Genomic DNA, 23,085 nt, shown 5'->3' on the forward strand with positions numbered 1-23,085 from the left:
GGGCCGCTGATGTGCATCATCTGATCCGAAACTTGCCCGCATCGCGGGAGGCCGGTTACAGGCGTTCCACGCACATGGCGACGCCCATGCCGCCGCCGATGCACAGGGTGGCAAGCCCCTTGGAGACGCCGCGCCGCTTCATTTCGAAAAGAAGCGTGTTCAGCACGCGGGCACCGGAGGCACCGATCGGATGGCCGATGGCGATCGCTCCGCCATTGACGTTGACGATCGAAGGATCCCAGCCGAGGTCCTTGTTGACGGCGCAGGCCTGAGCCGCGAAAGCCTCGTTCGCCTCCACGAGCTCGATATCGGCGACCGACCAGCCGGCCTTTTCGAGGGCCTTGCGCGATGCGGGGATGGGGCCGGTGCCCATGATCTGCGGGTCGACGCCTGCCGTGGCCCAGGAGACGATGCGGGCAAGCGGCTGGATGCCGCGCCGGGCCGCCTCGGCCTCGGTCATCAAGAGCGCCGCGGCGGCACCGTCGTTGAGACCCGAAGCGTTGCCCGCGGTCACGGTACCTTCCTTGTCGAAGGCCGGGCGGAGCTTTGCGATCGAATCCAGCGTGGCACCGTGGCGGATGTACTCGTCCTGATCCACGTTTACGTCGCCCTTGCGCGTCTTCACGACGAAAGGCACGATCTCGTCGGCGAAACGGCCGGCCTTCTGGGCCGCTTCCGCCTTGTTCTGGGAGGCAAGCGCGAATTCGTCCTGTTCCTCGCGCGTCAGCTGCCATTTCCGCGCAACGTTCTCGGCGGTGATGCCCATGTGGTAGCCGTAGAAGGCATCCGTCAGGCCGTCCTTGATCATCGTGTCGATCATCTTGTAGTCGCCCATCTTCACGCCGCCGCGCAGGTGCGCGCAATGCGGCGCCATCGACATCGACTCCATGCCGCCGGCAACGATGACCTTCGCATCGCCGGTTGCGATCTGCTGCATGCCGAGCGCTACGGCGCGCAGGCCCGAGCCGCAAAGCTGGTTCATGCCCCAGGCGGTCTTTTCCTGCGGGAGACCGGCCTTCATCGCCGCTTGCCGCGCAGGATTCTGCCCCTCGCCCGCCGGCAGCACCTGACCGAGGATCACCTCGTCCACCTCGCCCGCTTCGACGCCAGCCCGCTCCAGCACCGCCTTGATGGCGGCCGCACCCAGTTCGTGCGCGGGAGTATTGCCGAAGGCGCCGTTGAAGGAGCCGACGGCCGTGCGAGCCGCGCTGGCGATGACGATCGAGGGATTGCTCATGGGACGTTCCTCATATTTGCTTTGCCTGATGGAGGCAGACTGGCAAAGGGAGGAGCGCGAGTCAAACGGCTAGTTGCACTGCCGCAAAAGCTTCACGGTCGCTTGTCGGCGCTCCTTCGCACCTGCGTCGCCGCATTGCACAAAGAGATTGTCAGTGGCGCTCTTTTGCGGATACTCTGAAAAATACAATAAAGACGGGACCATGGGTAAGAGGAGACCCTGATGGGGAAAAACGAAGGCCAGATCGTTATCAAGAAATACGCGAACCGGCGACTCTACAATACCGGTACGAGCACTTACGTGACCCTCGACGACCTGGCTGTCATGGTGAAGAGGGGCGAGGACTTCATAGTTCAGGATGCCAAGTCCGGCGAAGACATAACCCATTCCGTGCTGACGCAGATCATCTTCGAACAGGAGTCGAAGACCGGCAACACGCTCCTGCCGATTTCCTTTCTCCGCCAGTTGATCTCCTTTTATGGCGACCAGATGCAGATGGTCGTACCGAGCTATCTCGAGCACTCGATGCAGGCCTTCACCGAACAGCAGGCGCAGATGCGAGAGCAGATCACCAAGGCCTTCGGCGATACGCCGATCGGCAAGAACCTGAAGGTGCCGCTGCAGCTTGTCGAGGAACAGGTCCGGCGCAACACCGAAATGTTCCATCAGGCCATGCAGATGTTTTCGCCCTTCATGGCCGCCCCGCCGGCCAAGGAAACCAGGAAGGCCGAGGCGAAGGACATCGACGAACTGAAGGAACAGCTCCGCGCCCTTCAGACGAAACTGGATAATCTGGGCTGATCACCCCTCGATCCACCAAAGAAAAAGGGCCGGCAATGCCGACCCTTCGAACTTCATCCGCAGGCGGAAACGCTTATGCGTTTTCCTTCGGCGTCAGGACCTGGCGGCCGCGATACATGCCGGTCTTCAGGTCGATGTGATGCGGGCGGCGCAGTTCGCCGGAGTTCTTGTCTTCGATGTAGGTCGGAGCCTTGAGGGCGTCAGCGGAACGGCGCATGCCACGCTTGGACGGGCTCGTTTTTCTTTTCGGTACAGCCATTTCATTCTCCACTTATCGGGCAAAACACTGTTCAGCAGCCGAAAATGGCCGGGTCAAACAGATGTCGATCTCGGAATTTCGCGCGCTTATACATGTCGAACCGCACTTTGACCAGTCCCCGCGCGCAAATTTTCGACTCGGGCGCGGGAAGCCCCGATCCGCTTCAGGCCTCGTCCTCGGGTACGATCCATGTTTCGGCTCTCGCCGCCTCCTCCCATTGGCGGAAGGCCGGATGCGCCTTGACGGCGTCCATATAGGCGAGCGTCGCCGGGTCCGTCACGAGCTCATAGGTCTCGAAACGGTTGACGACCGGGGCGAACATCGCGTCGGCCGCGGTGAACCGGCCGAAAAGGAACGGCCCTCCTGATTGCGCGAGCGACTCCCGCCAGATCGTCTCGATCCGTGCCACGTCCTCGACGACGCCGTCCGGCAGAGCGATCGCCTTGCTCGGACGGCGGATGTTCATCGGGCAGGCGCCGCGCAGCGCCCGGAAGCCGGAGAGCATCTCCATGGAGTAGCTGCGCGCACGGGCACGATCCGCGCGGTCCTCCGGCCAGAGACCCGCATCCGGGAAAAGCTCCGCGACATATTCGATGATCGCGAGCGATTCCCATATGCGGATCTCGCCGTGATGAAGAACGGGAACGCGGCCCGTGGGCGAGATTTCGTGAAAACGCGGATTTCCGGCTGCAAAATCGAAGGGAACGACGACGTCCTCGAACGGAATTCCGCCGGCCGTGAGGGCGAGCCAGGGCCGCAGCGACCAGGACGAATAGTTCTTGTTGCCGACATAGAGGACGAGCTTGGCCATGATCCTGTCTCCGACTGGGTTCGCTCATGCGAGATACAAACGCAGCCTTGCCACATCAGCGGCCGGCGAACCAATGAATTGGTTTCATCCTAATCATAAAGGCACGTGATATAACCGCCGGAGCGGCCGGCCCGGCGTTCGATCACCGCAGCGAGACGCCGCAGGCCACGCCCCGGCTTGCCGGCAGTGCGATCGATCGGGTTGGGCAGCGAGACGGCGAGGAGAGCGGCCTGGCGGCGCGAAAGCTTCGCCGCCGAAACGCCGAAATGATGCCGGGCGGCGGCCTCGATCCCGTATATGCCCTCGCCCCATTCGGCGACGTTCAGGTAGATCTCCATCAGGCGCCGCTTGCTCCAGGCGAAATCGGCCGCGATCGCGAGCGGCACTTCCATCGCCTTGCGCACGAAGGAACGGCCGTTCCAGAGGAACAGGTTCTTGACCGTCTGCATCGGGATCGTGCTGGCGCCGCGCGTCTGTTCGCCGTCGAGCGCATCCTCGACGACGCCGCGCATCTGCGCCCAATCGATGCCGGCATGGGCGCAGAACTGCCCGTCCTCCGACATCATCACCGACTGGACGAGCACCGGCGCGATGTCGTCGAATTCCACCCACTGCCGGTCATAGCCGCGCAGCAGCACGAGGTCGCGCAGCATCAGTGTCGAAACCGGGTGAATGAACTCCAAGAGATAGAGGCCGATCAGGGCATAGGGCAGGATGAGAACGGAGAGGACGATGAGAACGAGCCGACGCCGCCGCGAGCGCCAGGTCCTGCGCGTGGCCGTCCAGCGACCGGCGGGCAACTCCGCCTCCTCGCGTTCTTCCGAAACGATCTCCACGCCCCGTCCGTCCACCTCTTTTCCGCCCGCCTCTTGTCCCATTCACCCTCTCATATGCGATGGCGAGCGAAAGTTGAACGGCCTTTCTCGCAAAAGGCAAGGCTCTGCAGCGCCGTCATCCCCGGACCGGCCCTGTGCGCTGCGACGCCAAAGCCCGTTGAAAGCCGCTCCGCCGCGTGTCAAAGAGCCTCTATGAAAGACGAGAGATCATCCTTTCCGGCGCGCCTCAAGACCAACGCGGTCGCGGTCGAAGCGCTGCTCGAGACATTGCTCGGCCCGGCCGTGGGCACGGGCGAAATCGCCCGCCCGGCAAACCTGCTCGGAGCCATGCGCCATGGCGTGCTCAACGGCGGCAAGCGGCTGCGGCCTTTTCTCGTCGCCGAAAGCACGGCCCTCCTCGGCGGCGATGCGGAAGCGGCGCTCAGAACAGGCGCCGCGCTCGAATGCATCCACTGCTATTCGCTCGTCCATGACGACCTCCCGGCCATGGACGACGACGACATGCGCCGCGGAAAGCCGACGGTGCACGTCGCCTTCGACGAGGCGACGGCGATCCTTGCGGGCGACAGCCTGCTGACCTTCGCCTTCGACATCGTCGCGGCGCCGGAAACGGCGCTCTCCGACCGTCAGAAGACGACGCTCGTGCTGGCGCTCGCGCGCGCCGCGGGGCATGGCGGCATGGCCGGCGGTCAGGCGCTCGACCTAGCCGCCGAAAAGAGCGCCCCCGACGAAGCGGGCATCGTCCTCTTGCAGTCGATGAAGACAGGCGCCCTCATCCGCTTCGCCTGCGAGGCGGGCGCGATCATCGCCGATGCGCCGGCAGAGGACCGCCGACGGCTGCGCGCCTTCGGGGAGAAGATCGGCCTCGCCTTCCAGCTTGCCGACGACCTGCTCGACCTCACCGCCGATGCAGCAATCGTCGGCAAGGCGACCGGCAAGGATGCCGCACGGGGGAAGGGCACGCTTGTCTCCCTGCACGGCCAGCCCTGGGCCGAGCGCCGGCTCGAAAGCCTGGTGGCCGAGGCGGAAGGCCTGCTCGAACCTTACGGGCCACGCTCGGCGATCCTTGCCGAGACCGCCCGCTTCATCGCCAATCGCAGGAACTGAGCTCATGAGCAAACTTTGGTCGCCGATCGTTGCCGCGCTGAAAGCTTACGTCCCCGGTGAACAGCCGCGCATGGCCGATCTCGTCAAGCTCAACACCAACGAGAGCCCCTATGGCCCCTCGGAAAGGGCGTTGGAGGCGATCCGGGCGGCCGCAGACACGAATCTCCGGCTCTACCCGGATCCGGTCGCTCTCGGACTGCGGGAGGCGATCGCCGCGCGCCACGAGGTATCGGTCGGCGAAGTCTTCGTCGGCAACGGTTCCGACGAGGTCCTGGCACACACATTCGCGGCGCTGCTGAAGCACGACAGGCCGCTGCTTTTTCCGGACATCTCCTACAGCTTCTACACGACCTATGCGGGCCTTTTCGGCATCGAGGCGGTGGAGGTGCCGCTCGACGCCGCATTCCGCATCGACATCGCCGATTATCGCCGGCCCTCGGGCGCGGTCATCCTGCCGAACCCGAACGCCCCGACCGGCATCGGCCTGCCGCTTGCCGAGATCGAAAGGCTGGTCGCCGAGCATCCCGGTCAGCCGGTGGTGATCGACGAGGCCTATATCGATTTCGGCGGCGAATCCGCAATCGCGCTCGTTCCGAAATACGACAACCTGCTCGTCGTTCAGACCTTCTCGAAGTCACGCGCGCTGGCCGGCCTGCGCGTCGGCTTCGCGATCGGCCAGCGGCCGCTGATCGAGGCGCTGGAGCGCGTCAAGGACAGCTTCAACTCCTATCCGCTCGGACGCGCCGCCCAGGCGGGTGCAACGGCCGCGATCGAGGACGAGGCGTGGTTCGAGGCGACCCGCGGCAAGATCATCGCCTCGCGGGCGAAGCTGACGAGCGAACTCGAAAAGCGCGGCTTCGAGGTCCTGCCGTCACAGGCAAACTTCGTCTTCGCCCGCCACCCCGGACATGCGGGCCAGACGCTGGCGGCGAAACTGCGCGAAAGGGCTGTGATCGTCCGCCATTTCGCCAAGCCGCGAATCGCGGATTTCCTGCGCATCACCATCGGCACCGACGCGGAATGCGCCAAGCTGGTCGCGGCGCTCGACGAGGTTCTGTGAGGGTCGAACGGCGAACGGCGCGTTTCGCCCCTCTCCTCGGGTTTAACCCGAGGACCAACCCTCTCCTGGCAGGCCGGCTATGGCATATGCATATCTGCTCCTCCGGCGGGAGCCGTTGCCATGGGTATGCGATAAACGGTTTGACCTTCGCATGCCTAAACGATGCCACGGACAGAACGCAGAAGTGGAGGCGAGAGCTCGCCGCATATATTCTCCCCCCTTGTGGGGGAGACGACAAGCGGCTTGACCTTCACCTATCCCAAACGATGCCGTCGGCAGACCGCATCACTGGAAGCGAGAGCCCGCCGGTTTCTCCCCATGGCAACGGATTCCGCGAGAGGATCAGGTGCGTATATGCCCTAGCGCAGGCAGGGAGAGGGGACTTGGGCAACGCTTCACCGCGAATCTCCTTCGCCCCGCTTGCGGGGAGAAGGTGGCCGGCAGACCGGATGAGGGCAAGCCAAAAACATACCGGCCGTTTCTTCGCGCTCGGCGCATCGCGCACCCCTTTGGCATCAACTGAAGCCTCGGCTACTGTCCCGTCCGCAAGGACAATCGGACGCCGTCATGCTCGACCTCACGCCCTATCTGCCGCAGCTCCTCGTCGCGTGGACAGCTTATATCATCGCCGTTGCTTCGCCGGGGCCAGCGGTTCTGGGATCATCGCGACCTCGGTCAGCCGGGGGAGAAGCGCGGGCCTGGCGCTCGCCTTCGGCGTGCTGAGCGGCAGCTACACCTGGGCGATGCTGACGGCTTCCGGCCTGTCGGCCCTCATCCGGACCTATGGCCAGGCGATCATCGTCCTGAAGATCGCCGGCGCCTGCTATCTGTTCTGGCTTGCCTATAACGCGCTCAGAGCGGCGATGCAGGGCGACGCCCAACCGTCCGCCCTTCGTGTTCCCCCGACTTCCTCGCTGAAGAAGCTTTACCTCAAAGGTCTCGGGATCCACCTGACCAATCCGAAGGCGATCTTCGCCTGGATCATGCTGGTCTCGCTCGGGATGCCGGAGGGAGCGCCGGTCGGCGTCACGGCCGCCTTCATCGGCGGCTGCATGCTGATCGGCCTCGTGATCTTCTGCGGCTTCGCGATCGTCTTCTCGCTCGCGCCGGTGCATCGCGCCTATCTGAAATCGCGGCGGATCATCGAGAGCCTGATGGCCGGCTTCTTCGCCTTTGCGGGCTTCAAGCTGCTGACGGCACGGCTCTGATCCTCGATACTACTCCGCCGCCGCCTGGCCGTGGCCGAAGCGTTTCTCGATATAATCGGCGACGAGCAGCTGAAAGTCCTCGGCGATCTTCGGCCCGCGCAGCGTCAGCGCCTTCTGCCCGTCGATGAATACGGGTGCGGCCGGCATTTCGCCGGTTCCGGGAAGCGAAATACCGATATCGGCATGCTTGCTCTCGCCGGGGCCGTTGACGATGCAGCCCATCACGGCGACCTTCAGCGCCTCGACGCCCGGATATTTCTCACGCCAGACCGGCATGCTCGCGCGGATATCCTCCTGGATCTTCTGGGCGAGTTCCTGGAACACGGTCGAGGTGGTGCGGCCGCAGCCCGGACAGGCCGCGACGACCGGAATGAACTGACGGAAGCCCATCACCTGCAGAAGCTCCTGCGCCACCTGCACCTCGCGCGTGCGGTCGCCTCCGGGCTCGGGCGTCAGGGAAATGCGGATGGTGTCGCCGATGCCCTGCTGCATCAGGATGCCGAGCGAGGCGGAAGAGGCGACGATGCCCTTGGTGCCCATGCCCGCCTCGGTGAGGCCGAGATGAAGCGCATGGTTGGAACGCGCGGCGAGCATCGCATAGACGGCGATCAGATCCTGCACGCCCGAAACCTTGGCGGACAGGATGATGCGGCTACGCGGCAGGCCCAGCTCCTCGGCAAGTTCCGCCGAGAGAAGCGCCGACTGCACGATCGTCTCGCGCATCACCTGTTGTGCCGTCAGAGGGGAGCCATTCGCCTGGTTCGCGTCCATCAGCCGCGTCAGGAGCTCCTGGTCGAGCGAGCCCCAGTTCACCCCGATCCGCACAGGCTTGTCGTAGCGGATCGCCATTTCGATGATTTCGGCGAACTGCTTGTCCTTCTTGTCCTTGAAGCCGACATTGCCGGGATTGATGCGGTATTTCGCAAGCGCCTCGGCGCAGGCCGGATGATCGGCGAGCAGCTTGTGGCCGATATAGTGAAAATCGCCGACGAGCGGCACGTCAATGCCGAGGCGCAGGAGCCGCTCGCGGATCTTCGGCACGGCCGCGGCGCTCTCGTCGCGGTCGACCGTGATGCGCACCAGCTCCGACCCTGCCTTGTGGAGTGCGGCCACCTGCGCGACCGTCGCATCGATATCGGCCGTATCGGTGTTCGTCATCGACTGGACGACGACCGGAGCACCGCCGCCGACAATCACGCCGCCGACATCGACGGCGACCGAGGCGCGGCGCGGCTGTGGCTCGAAATCGAAGGCAGAAGACATGAAGGCCTCTTCTTGGGTCCGTTGCTGCAGAGCGGAACGCGCACGGACCGCCCGGGAACTTTCACTTCAGGTGGCGAAGGAACGCCCGCTTGTCAACGGCAACATCACGCGCTGACGGCGAATTGATGGCAGCGGCTGCGCGACTGCCCCTCATCCGCCCAAACGACGATCACCCCTTGCTGTGATCCGCGTGAACGGCGTGATGCGAAAGCAGGAGCACCACGATGAACAGCACGGGAACGCAGGCGAAGATGATCGCGAAGCCGCTGTGTTCCGCGATGAAGCCGATCAATGAGGGCGCAAACAGCATGCCGGAATAGCCCATGGTGGTCGCGACCGACAACCCTATGCCCGGCTGCAGACCCGGCATATTGCCGGCGGCCGAAAAGGCGATCGGCACCATGTTGGATATGCCGATGCCTGCAAGCGCAAAACCGAGGATCGCGAGAACGGCATTGGGAGCGAGACCGGCCAGCACCATGCCGGCGAGAGCGGTCACGGTGCAGATGCGCAAGGTCAGAGTGGCGCCGAGCCGGTCGCGCACGTGATCGCCGGCAAAGCGCATCGCCGCCATGGTCGCCGAGAAGGCGGCAAAACCGAAGCCCGAAAGCTCGACGGAGGCGCCGAGTTCATCCTTCAGATAAAGCGCACCCCAGTCGAGAACGGCACCCTCGGGCACCATCGAGAAAAGGGCCATGATGCCGATCAGCCAGGGCAGCGGTGTCATCGGCAGCCTGAGCTTCTCTCTGGTTGCCGCAGGATGCGGACGGTCGGCAAGGATCATCGGCCAGGCAACCGCGAGTATCGCAAGACACAGGCAGGTGACGACGATCGCATGCGGCAGCACGCCGAAGCGCGCCATCAGAAAGCCGCCGATCCCCGCGCCGATCAGCCCGCCGAGGCTCCAATAGGCGTGGCACGAGGACATGATGGCACGGCGCATCGACTTCTCGACCTCGACGGCATTGGCGTTCATGGCCACATCCATCGCGCCGACGAAGCCACCCAGCAGGAACATGCCGAGTGCTGCCGTCCACAGATTCGGCAGGAGCGTCAGAAGGAGAAGCAGCGGTGAAAGGATGATCGCCGTGACCTTGACCACCTTCTGCGAGCCGAGACGGGCGATGAAGCCGCCGGCAATCGGCATCAGCACCAGCGAGCCGATGCCGAAACCGAGGATGAGAAGACCGAGAACGCTCTCGCCGATGCCGAGCCGCTCCTTGAACTCCGGGATTTTCGGCGCCCAGCTTCCGGTGACGAAGCCGTTCATCAGAAACAGGAGAGACACGGCAAGCCGGTTTTTCGACATATAGCCCTGCCGGCCAACGGCTTTCGGGGCGGAATCTGTGCGCTGATCCATGGGTTAACCTTCCGCTGCCGGATCGTCCGGCTCAATTGGTGATTTCGATGAGATTGCCGTCGGGATCGCGGATCACCGGATAGGCTCCTTCGCGAGAACGACGTTCGCCCCCCGCGCCGTGAAGGCCGCGACCTCGGCTTCCGGCGCATTCGCCTCGAGAACGAGCGTGCAGGCACCGTCTATGGCGACCACCGTATGCGGTGCTGCGGTACCGAGCTTGTCGGTCGTGACGGCCGCAAGCAGGGCGCTGCTCCTGGAAGCGATCAGCCGCTTGAATTCCGCATCCTCGAAGTGGAACGCGGTCAGCCCTGCTTCGGCATCCGCACCGCAGGTTCCGAGAATCGCGAGATCGGGCCGCAAGAGCTCGGCATCGCGCTGCGCCCGCGCACCGACCGCCGCGCCGACAGCGCGGTTCAGCGGCCCGCCCACCAGAATGACCTCGATGCCCGGCTTCTCCATCAAGGCCGCGGCGATCGGCGGCGTATTGGTGATGATCGTCGCGGAGAGGTCCGGTCCGATTGCCTGCGCAATCGCCAGATTGGCGGAGCCGGCGTCGAGGAACACGGTCATGCGCGGCCTTAGAAAGGCGACGGCAGCCCGCGCCAGCGCCGCCTTGCGTTCGGGCGCGCGGGATATCCGGGCCACAAGCGAGCCTGCGTCGGGCGCAACCGGCAGCGCTCCGCCATAGACGCGCTCGCAAAGGCCGGCGGCGGCCATCTCGCGCAGGTCGCGGCGGATCGTGTCTTCCGACACGCCGAATTCGCGGGCGAGATCGACCGCGAGCACCCGGCCCTCGGTTCTCAGCCTCTCCTGGATCAGGCTCTTTCTCTCTCGCAGCAGCAGATCGGTGGACATCGTGGAACCGTGCATAATCGTGCATGAATCGATGGAAACGTGATTATCATTCCCGAGCGCGGCTTTCAATCCCGCCTGCCGCAAAACCGCAGGCACGCAACGGAACATTTCACGTCTAAGCGTTTTGGGTGGGAATCGGCCATCTGAGGAAAAATCTTTATCGAAACCGTTCGGAATTGGTCTTTTATACGCTTGGAAACCGGCGGGTTTATGCGAAATTCGCTGTAATCCGGATGACGGGCCGGAGAACCAGAACTGGAAAAACAACGATGAAACTCCTTCCGACGCTTTTTGCCGCCGCACTCCTGCAATTCGCCGCCTTCGTTCCCGCTGAGGCGGGGCAGAACCTGGACGAGGTCAAGTCGGCAGGCGTGCTGAAGATCGGCACCGAGGGCACCTACGCCCCCTTCACCTATCATGACGCGAGCGGCGCTCTCGTCGGCTTCGACGTCGAGATCGGCCAGGAAGTCGCCAAGCGCCTCGGCGTCAAGCCGGAATTCCTGGAAGGCAAGTGGGATGGACTGATCGCCGGCCTCGACGCCAACCGTTACGACGCTGTCATCAACCAGGTCGGCATCACCGAGGAACGCAAGAAGAAATACGATTTCTCCGAACCCTATATCGCCTCCAAGGCCGTGCTGATCGTCCGCGGCGACGACGAGGAGATCAAGGACTTCGCCGACCTGAAGGGCAAGAAATCGGCACAGTCGCTGACCAGCAACTTCGGCAAGCTCGCGCAAGCCTCGGGCGCCGAGCTCGTCGGAACCGACGGTTTCGACCAGTCGATCCAGCTCGTGCTGACGGGCCGCGCCGACGCGACCATCAATGACAGCCTCTCCTTCCTCGACTTCAAGAAGCAGAAGCCGGATGCGAATGTGAAGATCGCCGCCGAAAAGCCCGATGCCGATTATTCGGGCATCATCATCCGCAAGGGCGAGCCGGAGCTGCTCGAAGCGATCAACAAGGCGCTGGCCGAGATCAAGGCCGACGGCACCTATGAGAAGATCTCGCAGAAATATTTCGGCGCCGACGTTTCGAAATAGCGTGTGGAAGATGCCGGAACGGCCCCTCATCCGCCTGCCGGCACCTTCTCCCCGCAAGCGGCGCGAAGGGACACGCGGCAACCTCCCGCACCTCACTCGCCTTTGGAAGACGCGATGCGCCGCGGCCTCCTAACCCTCTCCCCGCCTGCGGGGAGAGGGTTAGTCCTCGGGTTTAACCCGAGGAGAGGGGCAATCCGTGCCTTCGCATTCCCTGCGGCCGGCGGATCAACCAGGGTGACCTGAAGCGGGGAGAGAGTCCCGCGGAACAGTTGCACGGATGTGGGCTTCACACCTTTCCCCATCCTGCTTATGAATCACGATCCGTCCCGGCATCCGGGACGGATCGCGCGTTTTGAAAGGATCTGTCTTGCCCCACTGGCTTCAACTGATGGCGGACTCGTTGCCGGCCCTGCTCTGGGCGGGGCTGATCTTCACGATCCCGCTGACGCTCCTCTCCTTCACCCTCGGCCTGGCTCTCGGCCTCGTCACCGCCGTTGTTCGGCTGTTTGCTCCGGCTCCTTTCGCGGCCGTGGCCCGGTTTTATGTGTGGGTGATCCGCGGCACGCCGCTGCTCGTGCAGCTCTTCGTCATCTTCTACGGCCTGCCGAGCATGGGCATACTGCTCGACGCCTTTCCTGCAGCGCTGATCGGCTTCACGCTCAACATTGGCGCCTACAGTTCCGAAATCATCCGCGCGGTGATCTCGTCGGTTCCGAGGGGGCAGTGGGAAGCGGCCTATTCGATCGGCATGAGCTGGAGCCAGGCGATGCGCCGGACGATCCTTCCGCAAGCGGGCCGCGTCGCTGTTCCGCCGCTGTCGAACACCTTCATCTCGCTCGTCAAGGACACCTCGCTCGCCGCTGCGATCACGGTGCCGGAGCTTTTCCAGACGGCGCAGCGCATCGTCGCCACCAGTTACGAACCCTTGATCCTCTACATCGAGGCTGCCCTGATCTATCTTGTCATGAGTTCCGTTCTTTCGGCGCTGCAGGGGAAACTGGAGCAGCGCTTCGCCCGCTATGGCGGCTTCCTGGAGGCGCGCGCATGATCGAGCTCTCCCACATCGTCAAGCGCTTCGGCACCACCACCGTGCTGAACGACATCAGCGTCTCGCTCGCGGAAGGCAGCGTGACTGCGCTCGTCGGTCCCTCCGGCGGCGGCAAGAGCACGCTGCTGCGCTGCGTCAACCTGTTGGAAATCCCGACGGCCGGGACAATCCGCCTCGGCGACGACCGGCTCGAATTCGCCGAGGGCCGCAAGGTCGGCTGGCAGGCGATCCAGAGACTGCGCCGCCAGACCGGAATGGTGTTCCAGAACTTCCAGCTTTTCCCGCATCAGACGGCGATCGGCAATGTGATGGAAGGCCTCGTCACCGTTCTCAAATGGCCGGCCGACCGGGCGCGCGCCCGGGCGCTCGAGCTGCTGGAGAAGGTCGGCATGGCACACAAGGCCGATGCCTGGCCGGCCACGCTTTCCGGCGGCCAGCAGCAACGCGTCGCGATCGCCCGCGCACTCGCCCCTTCGCCGCGCGTGCTCCTCTGCGACGAGCCGACCTCGGCGCTGGATCCGGAACTGGCGGAAGAAGTGGTGGAGGTCCTGAGCCGCCTTGCGCGGGAGGGCACCACGATGATCATGGCCACCCACGACCTTCGCCTCGCCTCCCGCGTCGCCGATCACGTCGTCTTCCTGGATGGCGGCGTCGTCGTCGAAAGCGGCCCCCCGCGCAAGATCTTCTCGACACCGGAGCGCGAGCGGACCAAGCGGTTCATCGCCTCGCTGAGTGCGCCGATGAGCTATGACATCTGAAGGGCGGGCGGTGCCTAACCCCCGAACACCACCAGCAGATCCTTCGCATCGATCTGATCGCCGGCCCTTACGAGCACCTCGGAAATCACCCCGTCCTTCTCGGCGTGAAGCGCCGTCTCCATCTTCATCGCCTCGATGGAGAGCAGCACGTCTCCGGCCTTGACCGATTGGCCGGAGGCCACCGCGACGGTCGAGATCACGCCCGGCATCGGCGCGCCGAGATGGGCGGCGTTGCCGGCTTCCGCCTTGCGGCGGACGGCAGCCGAGGCGCCGCGGTTGCGGTCGGGTACCTTGATGGAACGCGGCTGCCCGTTCATTTCGAAGAACATCTTGACCATGCCCTTCTCGTCGATCTCCCCCTGCGCCTGGTTGAGGATGACAAGCGTCTTGCCCTTCTCGATGTCGGCGAAGAGTTCCTCACCCGGCGCCATCCCGTAGAAATAGGCGGGCGTCGGCAGCACGCTGACCGGGCCGTAGGTCTCGCAGGCCACCGCATAATCGGTGAAGACCTTCGGATACATGAGGTAGGAGGCGAACTCGAAATCGGTCACTTCGCGGCCGAGCTTCTCCACGATGCCCTTGCGCTCGGCGTCGAGATCCGCGTCTTCGAGCAGCGAGCCCGGACGCGCGTCATAGGGCTCCTCGCCTTTCAGCGCCTTCTTCTGCAGCGCCTCCGGCCAGCCGCCCGGCGGTTGGCCGAGGTCGCCCTTGAGCATGGAGACGACCGATTCCGGGAAGGCGATGTCCTTGCCCGGATTCTCGACATCGGCGACCGTCAGATCCTGGGAGACCATCATCAGAGCCATGTCGCCGACGACCTTGGAAGACGGCGTCACCTTGACGATATCGCCGAACATCCGGTTGGCGTCGGCATAGGCCTGCGCCACCTCGTGCCAGCGGGTCTCGAGGCCGAGCGAGCGGGCCTGTTCCTTCAGGTTGGTGAACTGGCCGCCCGGCATCTCGTGCAGATAGACCTCCGAAGCCGGCCCCTTGAGGTCGCTTTCGAAGGCCGCATATTGATGGCGTACCGCCTCCCAGTAGAAGGAGATGCGGCGGATCCATTCCGGATCGAGGCCCGGGTCGCGCTCCGAGCCGGACAGCGCTTCGACGATCGAGCCGAGGCAGGGCTGAGAGGTGTTTCCAGAGAGCGCGTCCATCGCCGCATCGACGACATCGACGCCCGACTCGACTGCGGCGAGCACGGTCGCCGCCGCAATGCCGGAAGTGTCGTGCGTGTGAAAATGGATCGGCAGGCCGGTCGCTTCCTTGAGCGCTTTGAAGAGCACACGCGCCGCGGCCGGCTTCAGGAGCCCGGCCATGTCCTTGACGGCGATCATGTGGGCGCCGGCCTTTTCCAGCTCGGCCGCAAGCGCCGTGTAGTATTTCAGGTCGTATTTCGGCCGGGCGGAATTGAGGATGTCTCCGGTGTAGCAGATCGCCGCCTCGCAGATCCTGTCCTCCTCGGCCACCGCGTCCATCGCCACGCGCATGTTCTCGACCCAGTTCAGGCAGTCGAAGACGCGGAAGACGTCGATGCCGCCCTTCGCGGCCTGGCGGACGAAATATTTGACGACATTGTCCGGATAGTTCTTGTAGCCGACGCCGTTGGCGCCGCGCAGAAGCATCTGCAGAAGCAGGTTCGGCGCACCCTCGCGCACCATCGCCAGCCGCTCCCACGGATCTTCGGTGAGGAAGCGCATCGACACGTCGAAGGTCGCGCCCCCCCAGCATTCGAGCGAAAAGAGGTTGGGCAGCGCCCGCGCATAGGTGCCGGCGATGCGGGCGATGTCGTAGGTGCGCATGCGCGTGGCGAGAAGCGATTGGTGGCCGTCGCGCATCGTCGTGTCGGTGATCAGCACCTCCGGCTGCGCCTTCACCCATTCGGCGAATTTCTTCGGGCCGAGCTGGTCGAGGCGCTGCTTCGTGCCGGGCTTCACATCGCCGCCGATGAAGGGCACGACCGGCGCGGCGATATCGTCGGAAGGCTTCGGCCGGCCCTTGACTTCCGGATGGCCGTTGACGGTGACGTCGGCGAGATAGGTGAGAAGCTTGGTGGCGCGGTCCTGGCGCTTGACCTGCTGGAACAATTCCGGCGTCGTGTCGATGAAGCGCGTCGTATAGCTGTTGTCGTGGAACTTCGGGTGGCTGATGATAGCCTCGAGGAAGGTGAGGTTGGTCGCCACGCCGCGGATGCGGAATTCTCTCAGCGCACGGATCATCCGCTGGATCGCCTCGCCCGGGCTCGGCGCCCAGGCGGTGACCTTCTCGAGCAGCGGATCGTAGTAACGGGTGATCACCGCGCCGGAATAGGCGGTGCCGCCGTCGAGGCGGATGCCGAAGCCGGTGGCGCCGCGATAGGCGGTGATGCGGCCATAATCCGGAATGAAGTTCTGCTCCGGGTCTTCCGTCGTGATGCGGCACTGCAGCGCATGGCCGTTGAGGCGGATGTCCTCCTGGCGCGGCACGCCCGATTCCGGCGCACCGATGGCGAAGCCGTCGAGAATATGGATCTGCGCCTTGACGATATCTATGCCGGTGACGACCTCGGTCACCGTATGCTCGACCTGGATGCGCGGATTGACCTCGATGAAGTAGAACTTGCCGGTATCGGAATCCATCAGATACTCGACGGTGCCGGCGCCGATATAGTTGGTCGCCCTGGCGATCTTCAGCGAATAATCCGCGAGTTCCTGGCGCTGCGCATCATTGAGATAGGGCGCGGGCGCCCGCTCCACGACCTTCTGGTTGCGACGCTGGATCGAGCAGTCGCGCTCGAAAAGATGGACGACATTGCCGTGCGTGTCGCCGAGGACCTGGCTTTCGACGTGACGGGCGCGCTCGACGAGCTTTTCGAGATAGACCTCGTCCTTGCCGAAGGCGGCCTTGGCCTCGCGCTTGGCCTCGGTCACCTCGCGGATCAGGTCCTTGGGGTCGCGGATCGCCCGCATGCCGCGGCCGCCGCCGCCCCAGGAGGCCTTCAGCATCACCGGATAGCCGATCTCCTCGGCCAGTCGCTTGATCTCTTCCGGGTCGTCCGGCAGAGGCTCGGTCGCCGGCACGACCGGCACGCCGATCGAGATCGCGAGGTTGCGGGCCGCGACCTTGTTGCCGAGCTGGCGCATCGTCTCCGGCTTGGGGCCGATGAAGGTGATGCCGTTTGCGGCACAGGCCTCGGCGAATTCCGGGCTTTCGGAGAGCAGCCCATAGCCCGGATGGATGGCGTCGGCGCCGGAGAGCTTGGCGACGCGGATCACCTCGTCGATCGACAGATAGCTCTCGATCGGTCCGAGGTCGCGGGGAAGGTGCGGCCCGCGTCCGACCTGATAACTCTCGTCCGCCTTGAAGCGGTGCAGCGCCAGCTTATCCTCCTCAGCCCATATCGCGACCGTTTTAAGCCCCAGCTCATTGGCCGCGCGGAAGACGCGGATGGCGATTTCGGAACGGTTGGCAACAAGGATCTTGGAAATGGACAAGTCGGACTCCTCATAGACTTGGACACGCGGGAATGCTGCACCCGCGAAAAGAACTATTAGCGAGTCAAGGAATGAAGCGCAATTTCAGATGCGACATGAACGCTGACCCATTCGGTCAGGAGCACGGTGCACGAGAGTGGCGTGAACATTCGAAACCTCCCTCACCCCTGTGCTTGTCACAGGGAGCCAGCACCGCCGCGTCTGCGGCGGGGAACACGTCCTTTCAGCCTAGAGCGGGATGAGGAAAAGTGTGCGGTTTTCCGCCCGCATCCCGCTCTAACTTCTGCAGGACTTGGGCTGGCTGGATTCCTGTGACGGGCACAGGAATGAAGGGGAGGGAGCGCGACCCCTTTCGAATCCGGTCGAGGCGCTGCACTTCGGCTTGTGCCGTCAGGAGATCAGTCCCAGGCGGAAGGCGATCGCCACGACGTGATGGCGGTTCTTCGCCTTCAACTTTTCCTGGATGCCGTTCATGTACCAGTCGACCGTGTGGCTGGAAATGTCGAGGACCTTGCCGATGTCGTTCGACGTCATTCCGTCGGCGAGATAGTGGAGCGCCTCCATTTCGCGCCGCGTCATCTGGACTTCGACGCGCGAGACGAGTTCCGCCATGATCTCCGGATCGGTGAGTTCGAGCAGCTTCCAGAACAGCCGCTTGGCGATGGCGTCGAAAAGGCTCAACTCCACCGGGCTCAGATCGACCACCCGGCCGCCCACGGTCAGGTTGCCCATGAGCCCGCGGGCCGTGGACCGGAAAGATATAGCCGTCGAAGAGGCCATGATTGCGCGCCTCGACCATCATGCTTTCCATGCGCTTGCGGTGCGGGTCCGAGCGGAAGGCCACGAGCGTGTCGCGCCAGCGGAAGCCGCGCTGGGCATGCCCGAGGAAGCGAATGGTCGGATCGATCACGACGTATTTCTTGCGGATGTAGATTTGCGGCCAGCCCTCCGGCCAGCGTCCGGCCAGAAGAAGTCTCAGCGGATTCTCGTGCGGTTTCGGCTGACGCACGATGCCGTAAAAGTCGAAACCGCAGCGGTCGAGCAGGCGCTCGAACTCGGGCAGGATCTCCTCGCGCGTCTTCATCTCTTCCAGTAGCGCCAGAAACTGTACGAGCAACGTAATATTCATAGAGCATCCTCAAATCAAAAACGCGCCGCGCAACCCGCCAGGCCATGTGAATACGCCGTTCAGAAGCCATTCATGTTGCAACCGCGATAATTCTTCATATCACGCCCGGTCTTGCAGGAAACCTGCAAAAACTCGGAGTCGAGGCATCAAGATAGCTAACGATGAATCATCCCGCCAACCCTCCCATGGTATCGGATGATCCTTCTCGCTGATCCGCCCCGTCTACCGCGTTTTTTGGGGAGAACGCAAAGGCCGTCACCCGCGGCTTTGCCGGCACGCAAGGTGGATGAAGATCATCCTTGCCGTCGGTTCAAGACGCAACGCATTGCCGCATCGTGCCGTTGCGGCGCCAATTCCGATACCCGAAAGGGGTGAGACAGTGTCCTTGTTTCAGGTGTATGCAAGAGCGCTTCAGTATCTTGCTGTCCACAAGTTTCGCGTCGGGGCGATCGTCATAGCCAATATCGTCCTGGCTGCCATCACCATTGCGGAGCCGATTCTGTTCGGCCGAATCATCGACGCGATCTCGTCACAGAAGGACGTCGCGCCGATGCTGCTCCTGTGGGCGGGCTTCGGCGTCTTCAATACGATCGCCTTCGTGCTCGTCTCCCGCGAGGCGGACCGTCTCGCGCATGGTCGCCGCGCTTCGCTCCTGACCGAAGCCTTCGGCCGGATCGTCTCGATGCCTCTCTCATGGCACAGCCAGCGCGGCACCTCCAATGCGCTGCATACGCTGCTGCGCGCCTGCGAGACGCTCTTCGGCCTCTGGCTCGAATTCATGCGGCAGCATCTGGCGACGGCGGTGGCGCTCATGCTTCTGATTCCGACCGCCTTTGCTATGGACGTCCGCCTTTCGCTCATCCTCGTGGTGCTCGGTGCGGCCTATGTGATGATCAGCAAGGTCGTGATGAGCCGCACGAAGGAGGGCCAGGCTGCCGTCGAGGGCCATTACCACACGGTCTTCTCGCACGTGTCCGACTCGATCAGCAATGTTTCGGTGGTTCACAGCTACAATCGGATCGAGGCTGAAACGCGCGAACTGAAGAAGTTCACGCAGCGCCTGCTGTCGGCCCAGTATCCGGTGCTCGACTGGTGGGCTTTGGCGAGCGGCCTCAACCGCATCGCATCGACGATCTCGATGATGGCGATCCTCGTCATCGGCACCGTGCTGGTGCAGCGCGGCGAGCTCGGCGTCGGCGAAGTGATCGCTTTCATCGGCTTCGCCAATCTGCTGATCGGCCGCCTCGACCAGATGAAGGCCTTCGCCACCCAGATCTTCGAAGCCCGCGCCAAGCTCGAAGACTTCTTCCAGCTCGAGGATTCCGTGCAGGACCGCGAGGAACCGGCCGATGCCGGGGAACTGAAGGGTGTCGTCGGCGAGGTCGAATTCAGGGACATTTCCTTCGACTTCGCAAACTCGGCCCAGGGCGTGCGCAACGTCTCGTTCAAGGCGAAGGCCGGCCAGACGATCGCCATCGTCGGCCCGACCGGTGCCGGGAAGACCACGCTCGTCAACCTCCTGCAGCGGGTCCACGAGCCGAAACACGGCCAGATCCTCATCGACGGCGTGGACATCGCGACCGTCACCCGCAAGTCGCTGCGCCGGTCGATCGCCACGGTCTTCCAGGATGCCGGCCTCATGAACCGCTCGATCGGCGAAAATATTCGCCTTGGCCGTGAGGACGCCTCTCTGGACGAGGTGATGGCCGCCGCCGAGGCCGCCGCCGCGAGCGACTTCATCGAGGACCGCCTCAACGGCTACGACACGGTCGTCGGCGAACGCGGCAACCGCCTGTCGGGCGGCGAACGCCAGCGCGTCGCGATTGCCCGCGCGATCCTGAAGAATGCGCCGATCCTGGTGCTCGACGAGGCGACCAGCGCGCTCGACGTCGAGACCGAGGCCCGCGTCAAGGATGCCATCGACGCCTTGCGCAAGGACCGGACGACCTTCATCATCGCCCACCGCCTGTCGACCGTGCGGGAAGCCGATCTGGTCATCTTCATGGATCAGGGCCGGATCGTGGAAATGGGCGGCTTCCACGAACTCAGCCAGAGCAACGGCCGCTTCGCCGCGCTGCTTCGCGCCAGCGGTATCCTGACGGACGAGGATGTCCGCAAGAGCCTTACGGCGGCGTGATCGCCTCACTGGATTTGCAACGAAATGCCCCGGCTCCGGGGCATTTTTGTTTGACCGGGAAGGTCCGGCCGCCCATTCGGCGGCAGGCGCACCGCGCTGCCGGCACGACCGGAGCGCTTGGGGATAATCGCGCCCGCGGCTTGCACCTCCACGACGATCGGGAAAAGACTGTCCGCCGGTGAAAAGCGCTGGGGCTGCTGCTCCGCACCGATGCGGGAGACTTGAATGAGCGAATATCAGTTCTACGAGTTCCAGGCGATCGACAGGCCGCTGACGAAGGCCGAGCAAGGGATGCTGCGCGACTTGTCCTCGCGGGCGCGAATCTCCGCGACGAGCTTCACGAACCATTACGAGTGGGGCGATTTCAAGGGAAACCCGAAGCAGCTGATGGAACGCTTCTTCGACCTGCACCTCTATCTCGCCAATTGGGGCACGCGGCAACTGATGATTCGTGTGCCGATGGGGCTATTCGACCGAAACGCGTTGGGTGCGTTTCTGGACGAAGTCGACTGGGTGACGGTGTCGAATCATGGCGGGCACACGATAATCGACATTTGCCGTAGCGACGATGAGGCGGATTATGACGACCAGAGCGACGGGGGCCGGCTTTCCGCGCTTGCTCCACTGCGCGGCGATATCCTGTCAGGCGATCTCAGGCTGTTCTATCTCCTCTGGCTTTTGGCCGTTGAAGAAGGCGAGCTTTCGGACGACGCTCCGGAGCCCTTGCCGGGCATCGGTCCGCTCACGGGCGCGCTCGAGGCTGCGGCCGAGTTCTTCTATATAGCTTCCGATCTCGTGGAAGCGGCTGCAGCCGCTCCCTATGAGGAGGAAGAGACGCCCGGCGCATCGCGCGCCTTCGTCGAAGGCCTTGCCGAGGATGAAAGGACCAGACTTCTCCTCCGTGTGATGGAAGGCGACGCCAATGTCCGCCCCGAATTGCTCCAGCGCGTCCGCGCGCAACGCAACGGTTCCGAGCGGCCGCGCCGGACGGCTGGCGAATTGCGCGCCAGGGCGCACGAAATCCGCGCTTTGCGCGAACGTGCCGAAGCCGAACGGCTGCGGGCCGAGGAGCGCCGCAAGGCCGAGGAGGCTGAAAGGGCGCGCCGCGTTCGCCTCGGTCAGCTGAAACAAAGGGGCGAGGATGTCTGGCGTGAGATCGAAAACGAGATCGAACGCCGCAACGCCCCGGGTTACGACAGCGCCGCTGCACTGCTCGCAGACCTCGCGCTACTTTCCGCCGAGCAAGGCACCGCCGCCGATTTCTCCCGCCGGCTCACCGACATCCGCGAGCGTCATGAGCGCAAGGGCAAGTTCATCGAACGGTTGCGCGGACTGTGACAGAGCGCCTCGTCGGGAGGGGGCCTCTCCCTCTCGCATGCGGCTAAAGCTTATCCACTACGCCGCCTTCAGCGGCGGCGCCACGGACACTTCCTTCAGCCATTCGAGGTAATAGGCATAGGCGAAGTGCAGGCCGATGCCGCCGATGACGAAGATTGTGCCGATGATCCGGTCCCGGTCGGTGACGAGAAGCAGCACCTGGCCCGCCATTGCGAGGATCGTTCCGAAGATGAAGACGGCAAGCGAATGGCGCCCGATCATCACCAGGGGGTGGTTGCTTCCGACCCGCGTCAGCCGGCTGAAGACGGGAACGGTTGCGAGAATATAGGCGAGCGCCAGCACATGCAGCAGCCGCGTCAGCGACAGGAAGGTCTTGTCGAAGCCGGTCAGCACCGCAGGCAGCCCGAAGGAGAGATCGATGTTCCACCAGGAAAACAGCACCCAGACGGCGGAAATCGCGAGATAGGCGACGGAAAGGCCAAGGAGCCAGGGGCTTCGCGGCAGACTGCCGCCCCGCCGCACATGGCTCATGCACAGGATGCCGATCACGAACAGGAACTGCCAGGACCAGGGATTGAGGAACCAGTAGCCGTCGTCGAGAAAGTTATAGGGCACCATTTTGAAGCAGCCGGCAGCGAGCCAGAGCGTCGCCGAAAACGCGAACAGCAATCTGGGGCGGACGGCATTCAGCCACAGGAAGCCGGGCAGCAGCAGGAACAGCACCGCATACATCGACAGAATGTTGTTATAGCCGAGCTGGTGCCCGAGCAGCACCATGGCGACGATCCCCTGCTCCGTCTGCTCGACGATCGGCCGGATGTTGATCTCGCCGATCAGCTCCTGACGGCCGAAATAGAGGGCCCCGCCGGCGAAGATCGCAAGCGTCACCACGCTCGTCATGATGTGCGCGACGTAGAGCGCCAGGGCGCGCCGCCATATCTTCAGCGTGAGGGCGAGCCGGCCGCCGGCCAGGAACTTGCCGGAATAGGCCGCCCCGACCGACAGGCCGGAAATCAGCACGAAGGCCTCCGCCGAATCGGAAAAGCCGAAATTCTTGTGCGTCAGATATTCGAGATATTGGCCCGGCACATGGTTGACGAAGATGGTCAGCAGGCAGAGGGCCCGAAAAACGTCGAGGCGTGTGTCGCGCCCGGTCGGCACCGGATGGGCGACCCCTCTCTGATCGTTGCCGCCCTCAAAAGTCTTTTGCAGCATGCGCGTCGATATCCGGGATTTGGCGCCCCGCCCCACCCCTGTTGAGACCGGCGCCGCCGTGCCGGGACAATCCGGGCCGCGCCGACGCCATGAATGAATGACGAACCTGAGCAAACAAAAACCGGCCTTGCCCTGACGGATACAAAG

General features: G+C 63.8%; 17 protein-coding genes and 2 pseudogenes. 9 read left to right on the forward strand and 10 right to left on the reverse strand.

Annotated elements, in window-relative coordinates; translation table 11 throughout:
- Positions 1-55: 55 nt before the first annotated feature.
- Positions 56-1,237 (reverse strand): acetyl-CoA C-acetyltransferase, encoded by a 1,182-nt coding sequence (locus tag PZL22_RS17660; protein WP_003535771.1) that lies wholly within the window; start codon positions 1,235-1,237, stop codon positions 56-58.
- Between the two features lie 222 nt (positions 1,238-1,459).
- Here PZL22_RS17660 and phaR point away from each other — a divergent pair, with 222 nt between their 5' ends.
- Positions 1,460-2,038, forward strand: coding sequence for a polyhydroxyalkanoate synthesis repressor PhaR (phaR, locus tag PZL22_RS17665; RefSeq protein ID WP_003535770.1), 579 nt, complete (start codon positions 1,460-1,462; stop codon positions 2,036-2,038).
- Positions 2,039-2,111: 73 nt separating this feature from the next.
- Here the strand turns inward: phaR and rpmF are convergent, their stop codons facing one another.
- The 3 genes from rpmF to mtgA all read right to left on the reverse strand — a co-directional run bounded on the left by rpmF (position 2,112) and on the right by mtgA (position 3,986).
- A complete protein-coding gene (gene rpmF / locus PZL22_RS17670; RefSeq protein WP_003535764.1) occupies positions 2,112-2,297 on the reverse strand; it encodes a 50S ribosomal protein L32 in 186 nt (61 codons plus the stop codon).
- A gap of 163 nt (positions 2,298-2,460) precedes the next feature.
- Positions 2,461-3,108, reverse strand: coding sequence for a glutathione S-transferase family protein (locus tag PZL22_RS17675; RefSeq protein ID WP_003535763.1), 648 nt, complete (start codon positions 3,106-3,108; stop codon positions 2,461-2,463).
- 89 nt (positions 3,109-3,197) lie between these two features.
- Entirely contained in the window at positions 3,198-3,986 is a 789-nt protein-coding gene (gene mtgA / locus PZL22_RS17680) for a monofunctional biosynthetic peptidoglycan transglycosylase (protein WP_003535762.1), read from the reverse strand.
- A 150-nt stretch (positions 3,987-4,136) separates the two neighbouring features.
- Between mtgA and PZL22_RS17685 the strand changes: the two genes are divergently transcribed.
- The 3 genes and pseudogenes from PZL22_RS17685 (at position 4,137) to PZL22_RS17695 (ending at position 7,319) form a co-directional block, all read left to right on the forward strand.
- On the forward strand, positions 4,137-5,051 hold the full coding sequence (locus PZL22_RS17685; RefSeq protein WP_003535760.1) for a polyprenyl synthetase family protein: 915 nt from the start codon (positions 4,137-4,139) through the stop codon (positions 5,049-5,051).
- 4 nt (positions 5,052-5,055) lie between these two features.
- The gene (hisC, locus tag PZL22_RS17690) at positions 5,056-6,111 is read left to right on the forward strand and encodes a histidinol-phosphate transaminase (protein WP_284718519.1); all 1,056 of its coding nucleotides are present in this window, start codon (positions 5,056-5,058) and stop codon (positions 6,109-6,111) included.
- 567 nt (positions 6,112-6,678) lie between these two features.
- A pseudogene (locus tag PZL22_RS17695) lies at positions 6,679-7,319 on the forward strand (LysE family translocator).
- Between the two features lie 9 nt (positions 7,320-7,328).
- Here the strand turns inward: PZL22_RS17695 and ispG are convergent.
- The 3 genes from ispG to PZL22_RS17710 all read right to left on the reverse strand — a co-directional run bounded on the left by ispG (position 7,329) and on the right by PZL22_RS17710 (position 10,812).
- Positions 7,329-8,582 carry a flavodoxin-dependent (E)-4-hydroxy-3-methylbut-2-enyl-diphosphate synthase gene (ispG, locus tag PZL22_RS17700; protein WP_003535757.1) on the reverse strand — a complete coding sequence of 418 codons (1,254 nt, stop codon included), beginning with the start codon at positions 8,580-8,582 and terminating at the stop codon, positions 7,329-7,331.
- Positions 8,583-8,751: 169 nt separating this feature from the next.
- Positions 8,752-9,942, reverse strand: a complete 1,191-nt coding sequence (locus tag PZL22_RS17705) for an MFS transporter (RefSeq protein WP_003535755.1) — start codon at positions 9,940-9,942, stop codon at positions 8,752-8,754.
- 72 nt (positions 9,943-10,014) lie between these two features.
- Positions 10,015-10,812: a DeoR/GlpR family DNA-binding transcription regulator gene (locus tag PZL22_RS17710; RefSeq protein WP_033049265.1), complete on the reverse strand. Its 798-nt coding sequence runs from the start codon at positions 10,810-10,812 to the stop codon at positions 10,015-10,017.
- Between the two features lie 254 nt (positions 10,813-11,066).
- Here PZL22_RS17710 and PZL22_RS17715 point away from each other — a divergent pair, with 254 nt between their 5' ends.
- The 3 genes from PZL22_RS17715 (at position 11,067) to PZL22_RS17725 (ending at position 13,646) form a co-directional block, all read left to right on the forward strand.
- The gene (locus PZL22_RS17715; protein WP_003535753.1) at positions 11,067-11,840 is read left to right on the forward strand and encodes an amino acid ABC transporter substrate-binding protein; all 774 of its coding nucleotides are present in this window, start codon (positions 11,067-11,069) and stop codon (positions 11,838-11,840) included.
- Between the two features lie 367 nt (positions 11,841-12,207).
- Entirely contained in the window at positions 12,208-12,888 is a 681-nt protein-coding gene (locus PZL22_RS17720; RefSeq protein WP_003535752.1) for an amino acid ABC transporter permease, read from the forward strand.
- Entirely contained in the window at positions 12,885-13,646 is a 762-nt protein-coding gene (locus PZL22_RS17725) for an amino acid ABC transporter ATP-binding protein (RefSeq protein WP_003535751.1), read from the forward strand. Before PZL22_RS17720 ends, PZL22_RS17725 begins: the two co-directional genes overlap by 4 nt.
- 14 nt (positions 13,647-13,660) lie before the next feature.
- Here PZL22_RS17725 and pyc read toward each other — a convergent pair whose 3' ends face one another.
- Both pyc and PZL22_RS17735 read right to left on the reverse strand, forming a co-directional pair.
- On the reverse strand, positions 13,661-17,119 hold the full coding sequence (gene pyc / locus PZL22_RS17730) for a pyruvate carboxylase (RefSeq protein ID WP_127516404.1): 3,459 nt from the start codon (positions 17,117-17,119) through the stop codon (positions 13,661-13,663).
- A gap of 390 nt (positions 17,120-17,509) precedes the next feature.
- Positions 17,510-18,248: pseudogene (locus PZL22_RS17735) on the reverse strand (helix-turn-helix transcriptional regulator).
- 379 nt (positions 18,249-18,627) lie between these two features.
- On the opposite strand from PZL22_RS17735, the gene PZL22_RS17740 reads away from it, so the two are divergent.
- Together PZL22_RS17740 and PZL22_RS17745 are read left to right on the forward strand one after the other, a co-directional pair.
- Positions 18,628-20,385, forward strand: coding sequence for a glucan ABC transporter ATP-binding protein/ permease (locus tag PZL22_RS17740; RefSeq protein WP_028004583.1), 1,758 nt, complete (start codon positions 18,628-18,630; stop codon positions 20,383-20,385).
- Between the two features lie 225 nt (positions 20,386-20,610).
- Positions 20,611-21,723, forward strand: a complete 1,113-nt coding sequence (locus tag PZL22_RS17745) for a hypothetical protein (RefSeq protein ID WP_003535222.1) — start codon at positions 20,611-20,613, stop codon at positions 21,721-21,723.
- 57 nt (positions 21,724-21,780) lie between these two features.
- On the opposite strand, the gene PZL22_RS17750 is transcribed toward PZL22_RS17745, so the two are convergent.
- Positions 21,781-22,938 carry an OpgC family protein gene (locus tag PZL22_RS17750; protein ID WP_003535220.1) on the reverse strand — a complete coding sequence of 386 codons (1,158 nt, stop codon included), beginning with the start codon at positions 22,936-22,938 and terminating at the stop codon, positions 21,781-21,783.
- Between the last annotated feature and the right edge of the window lie 147 nt (positions 22,939-23,085).

Origin of the sequence: Ensifer meliloti (genome assembly GCF_030064585.1) — a bacterium.
In the GTDB taxonomy this organism is placed as follows: Bacteria; Pseudomonadota; Alphaproteobacteria; order Rhizobiales; family Rhizobiaceae; genus Sinorhizobium; species Sinorhizobium meliloti.

What these genes read in the sequence shown, in the direction of transcription:
- PZL22_RS17675 (WP_003535763.1), bottom strand. Translation starts at nt 3,108, where the DNA reads ATGGCCAAGCTCGTCCTCTATGTCGGCAACAAGAACTATTCGTCCTGG.
- PZL22_RS17705 (WP_003535755.1), bottom strand. Translation starts at nt 9,942, where the DNA reads ATGGATCAGCGCACAGATTCCGCCCCGAAAGCCGTTGGCCGGCAGGGC.
- PZL22_RS17715 (WP_003535753.1), top strand. Translation starts at nt 11,067, where the DNA reads ATGAAACTCCTTCCGACGCTTTTTGCCGCCGCACTCCTGCAATTCGCC.
- PZL22_RS17725 (WP_003535751.1), top strand. Translation starts at nt 12,885, where the DNA reads ATGATCGAGCTCTCCCACATCGTCAAGCGCTTCGGCACCACCACCGTG.
- PZL22_RS17710 (WP_033049265.1), bottom strand. Translation starts at nt 10,812, where the DNA reads ATGCACGGTTCCACGATGTCCACCGATCTGCTGCTGCGAGAGAGAAAG.
- mtgA (WP_003535762.1), bottom strand. Translation starts at nt 3,986, where the DNA reads ATGGGACAAGAGGCGGGCGGAAAAGAGGTGGACGGACGGGGCGTGGAG.
- PZL22_RS17660 (WP_003535771.1), bottom strand. Translation starts at nt 1,237, where the DNA reads ATGAGCAATCCCTCGATCGTCATCGCCAGCGCGGCTCGCACGGCCGTC.
- rpmF (WP_003535764.1), bottom strand. Translation starts at nt 2,297, where the DNA reads ATGGCTGTACCGAAAAGAAAAACGAGCCCGTCCAAGCGTGGCATGCGC.
- PZL22_RS17745 (WP_003535222.1), top strand. Translation starts at nt 20,611, where the DNA reads ATGAGCGAATATCAGTTCTACGAGTTCCAGGCGATCGACAGGCCGCTG.
- phaR (WP_003535770.1), top strand. Translation starts at nt 1,460, where the DNA reads ATGGGGAAAAACGAAGGCCAGATCGTTATCAAGAAATACGCGAACCGG.
- PZL22_RS17685 (WP_003535760.1), top strand. Translation starts at nt 4,137, where the DNA reads ATGAAAGACGAGAGATCATCCTTTCCGGCGCGCCTCAAGACCAACGCG.
- ispG (WP_003535757.1), bottom strand. Translation starts at nt 8,582, where the DNA reads ATGTCTTCTGCCTTCGATTTCGAGCCACAGCCGCGCCGCGCCTCGGTC.
- hisC (WP_284718519.1), top strand. Translation starts at nt 5,056, where the DNA reads ATGAGCAAACTTTGGTCGCCGATCGTTGCCGCGCTGAAAGCTTACGTC.
- PZL22_RS17750 (WP_003535220.1), bottom strand. Translation starts at nt 22,938, where the DNA reads ATGCTGCAAAAGACTTTTGAGGGCGGCAACGATCAGAGAGGGGTCGCC.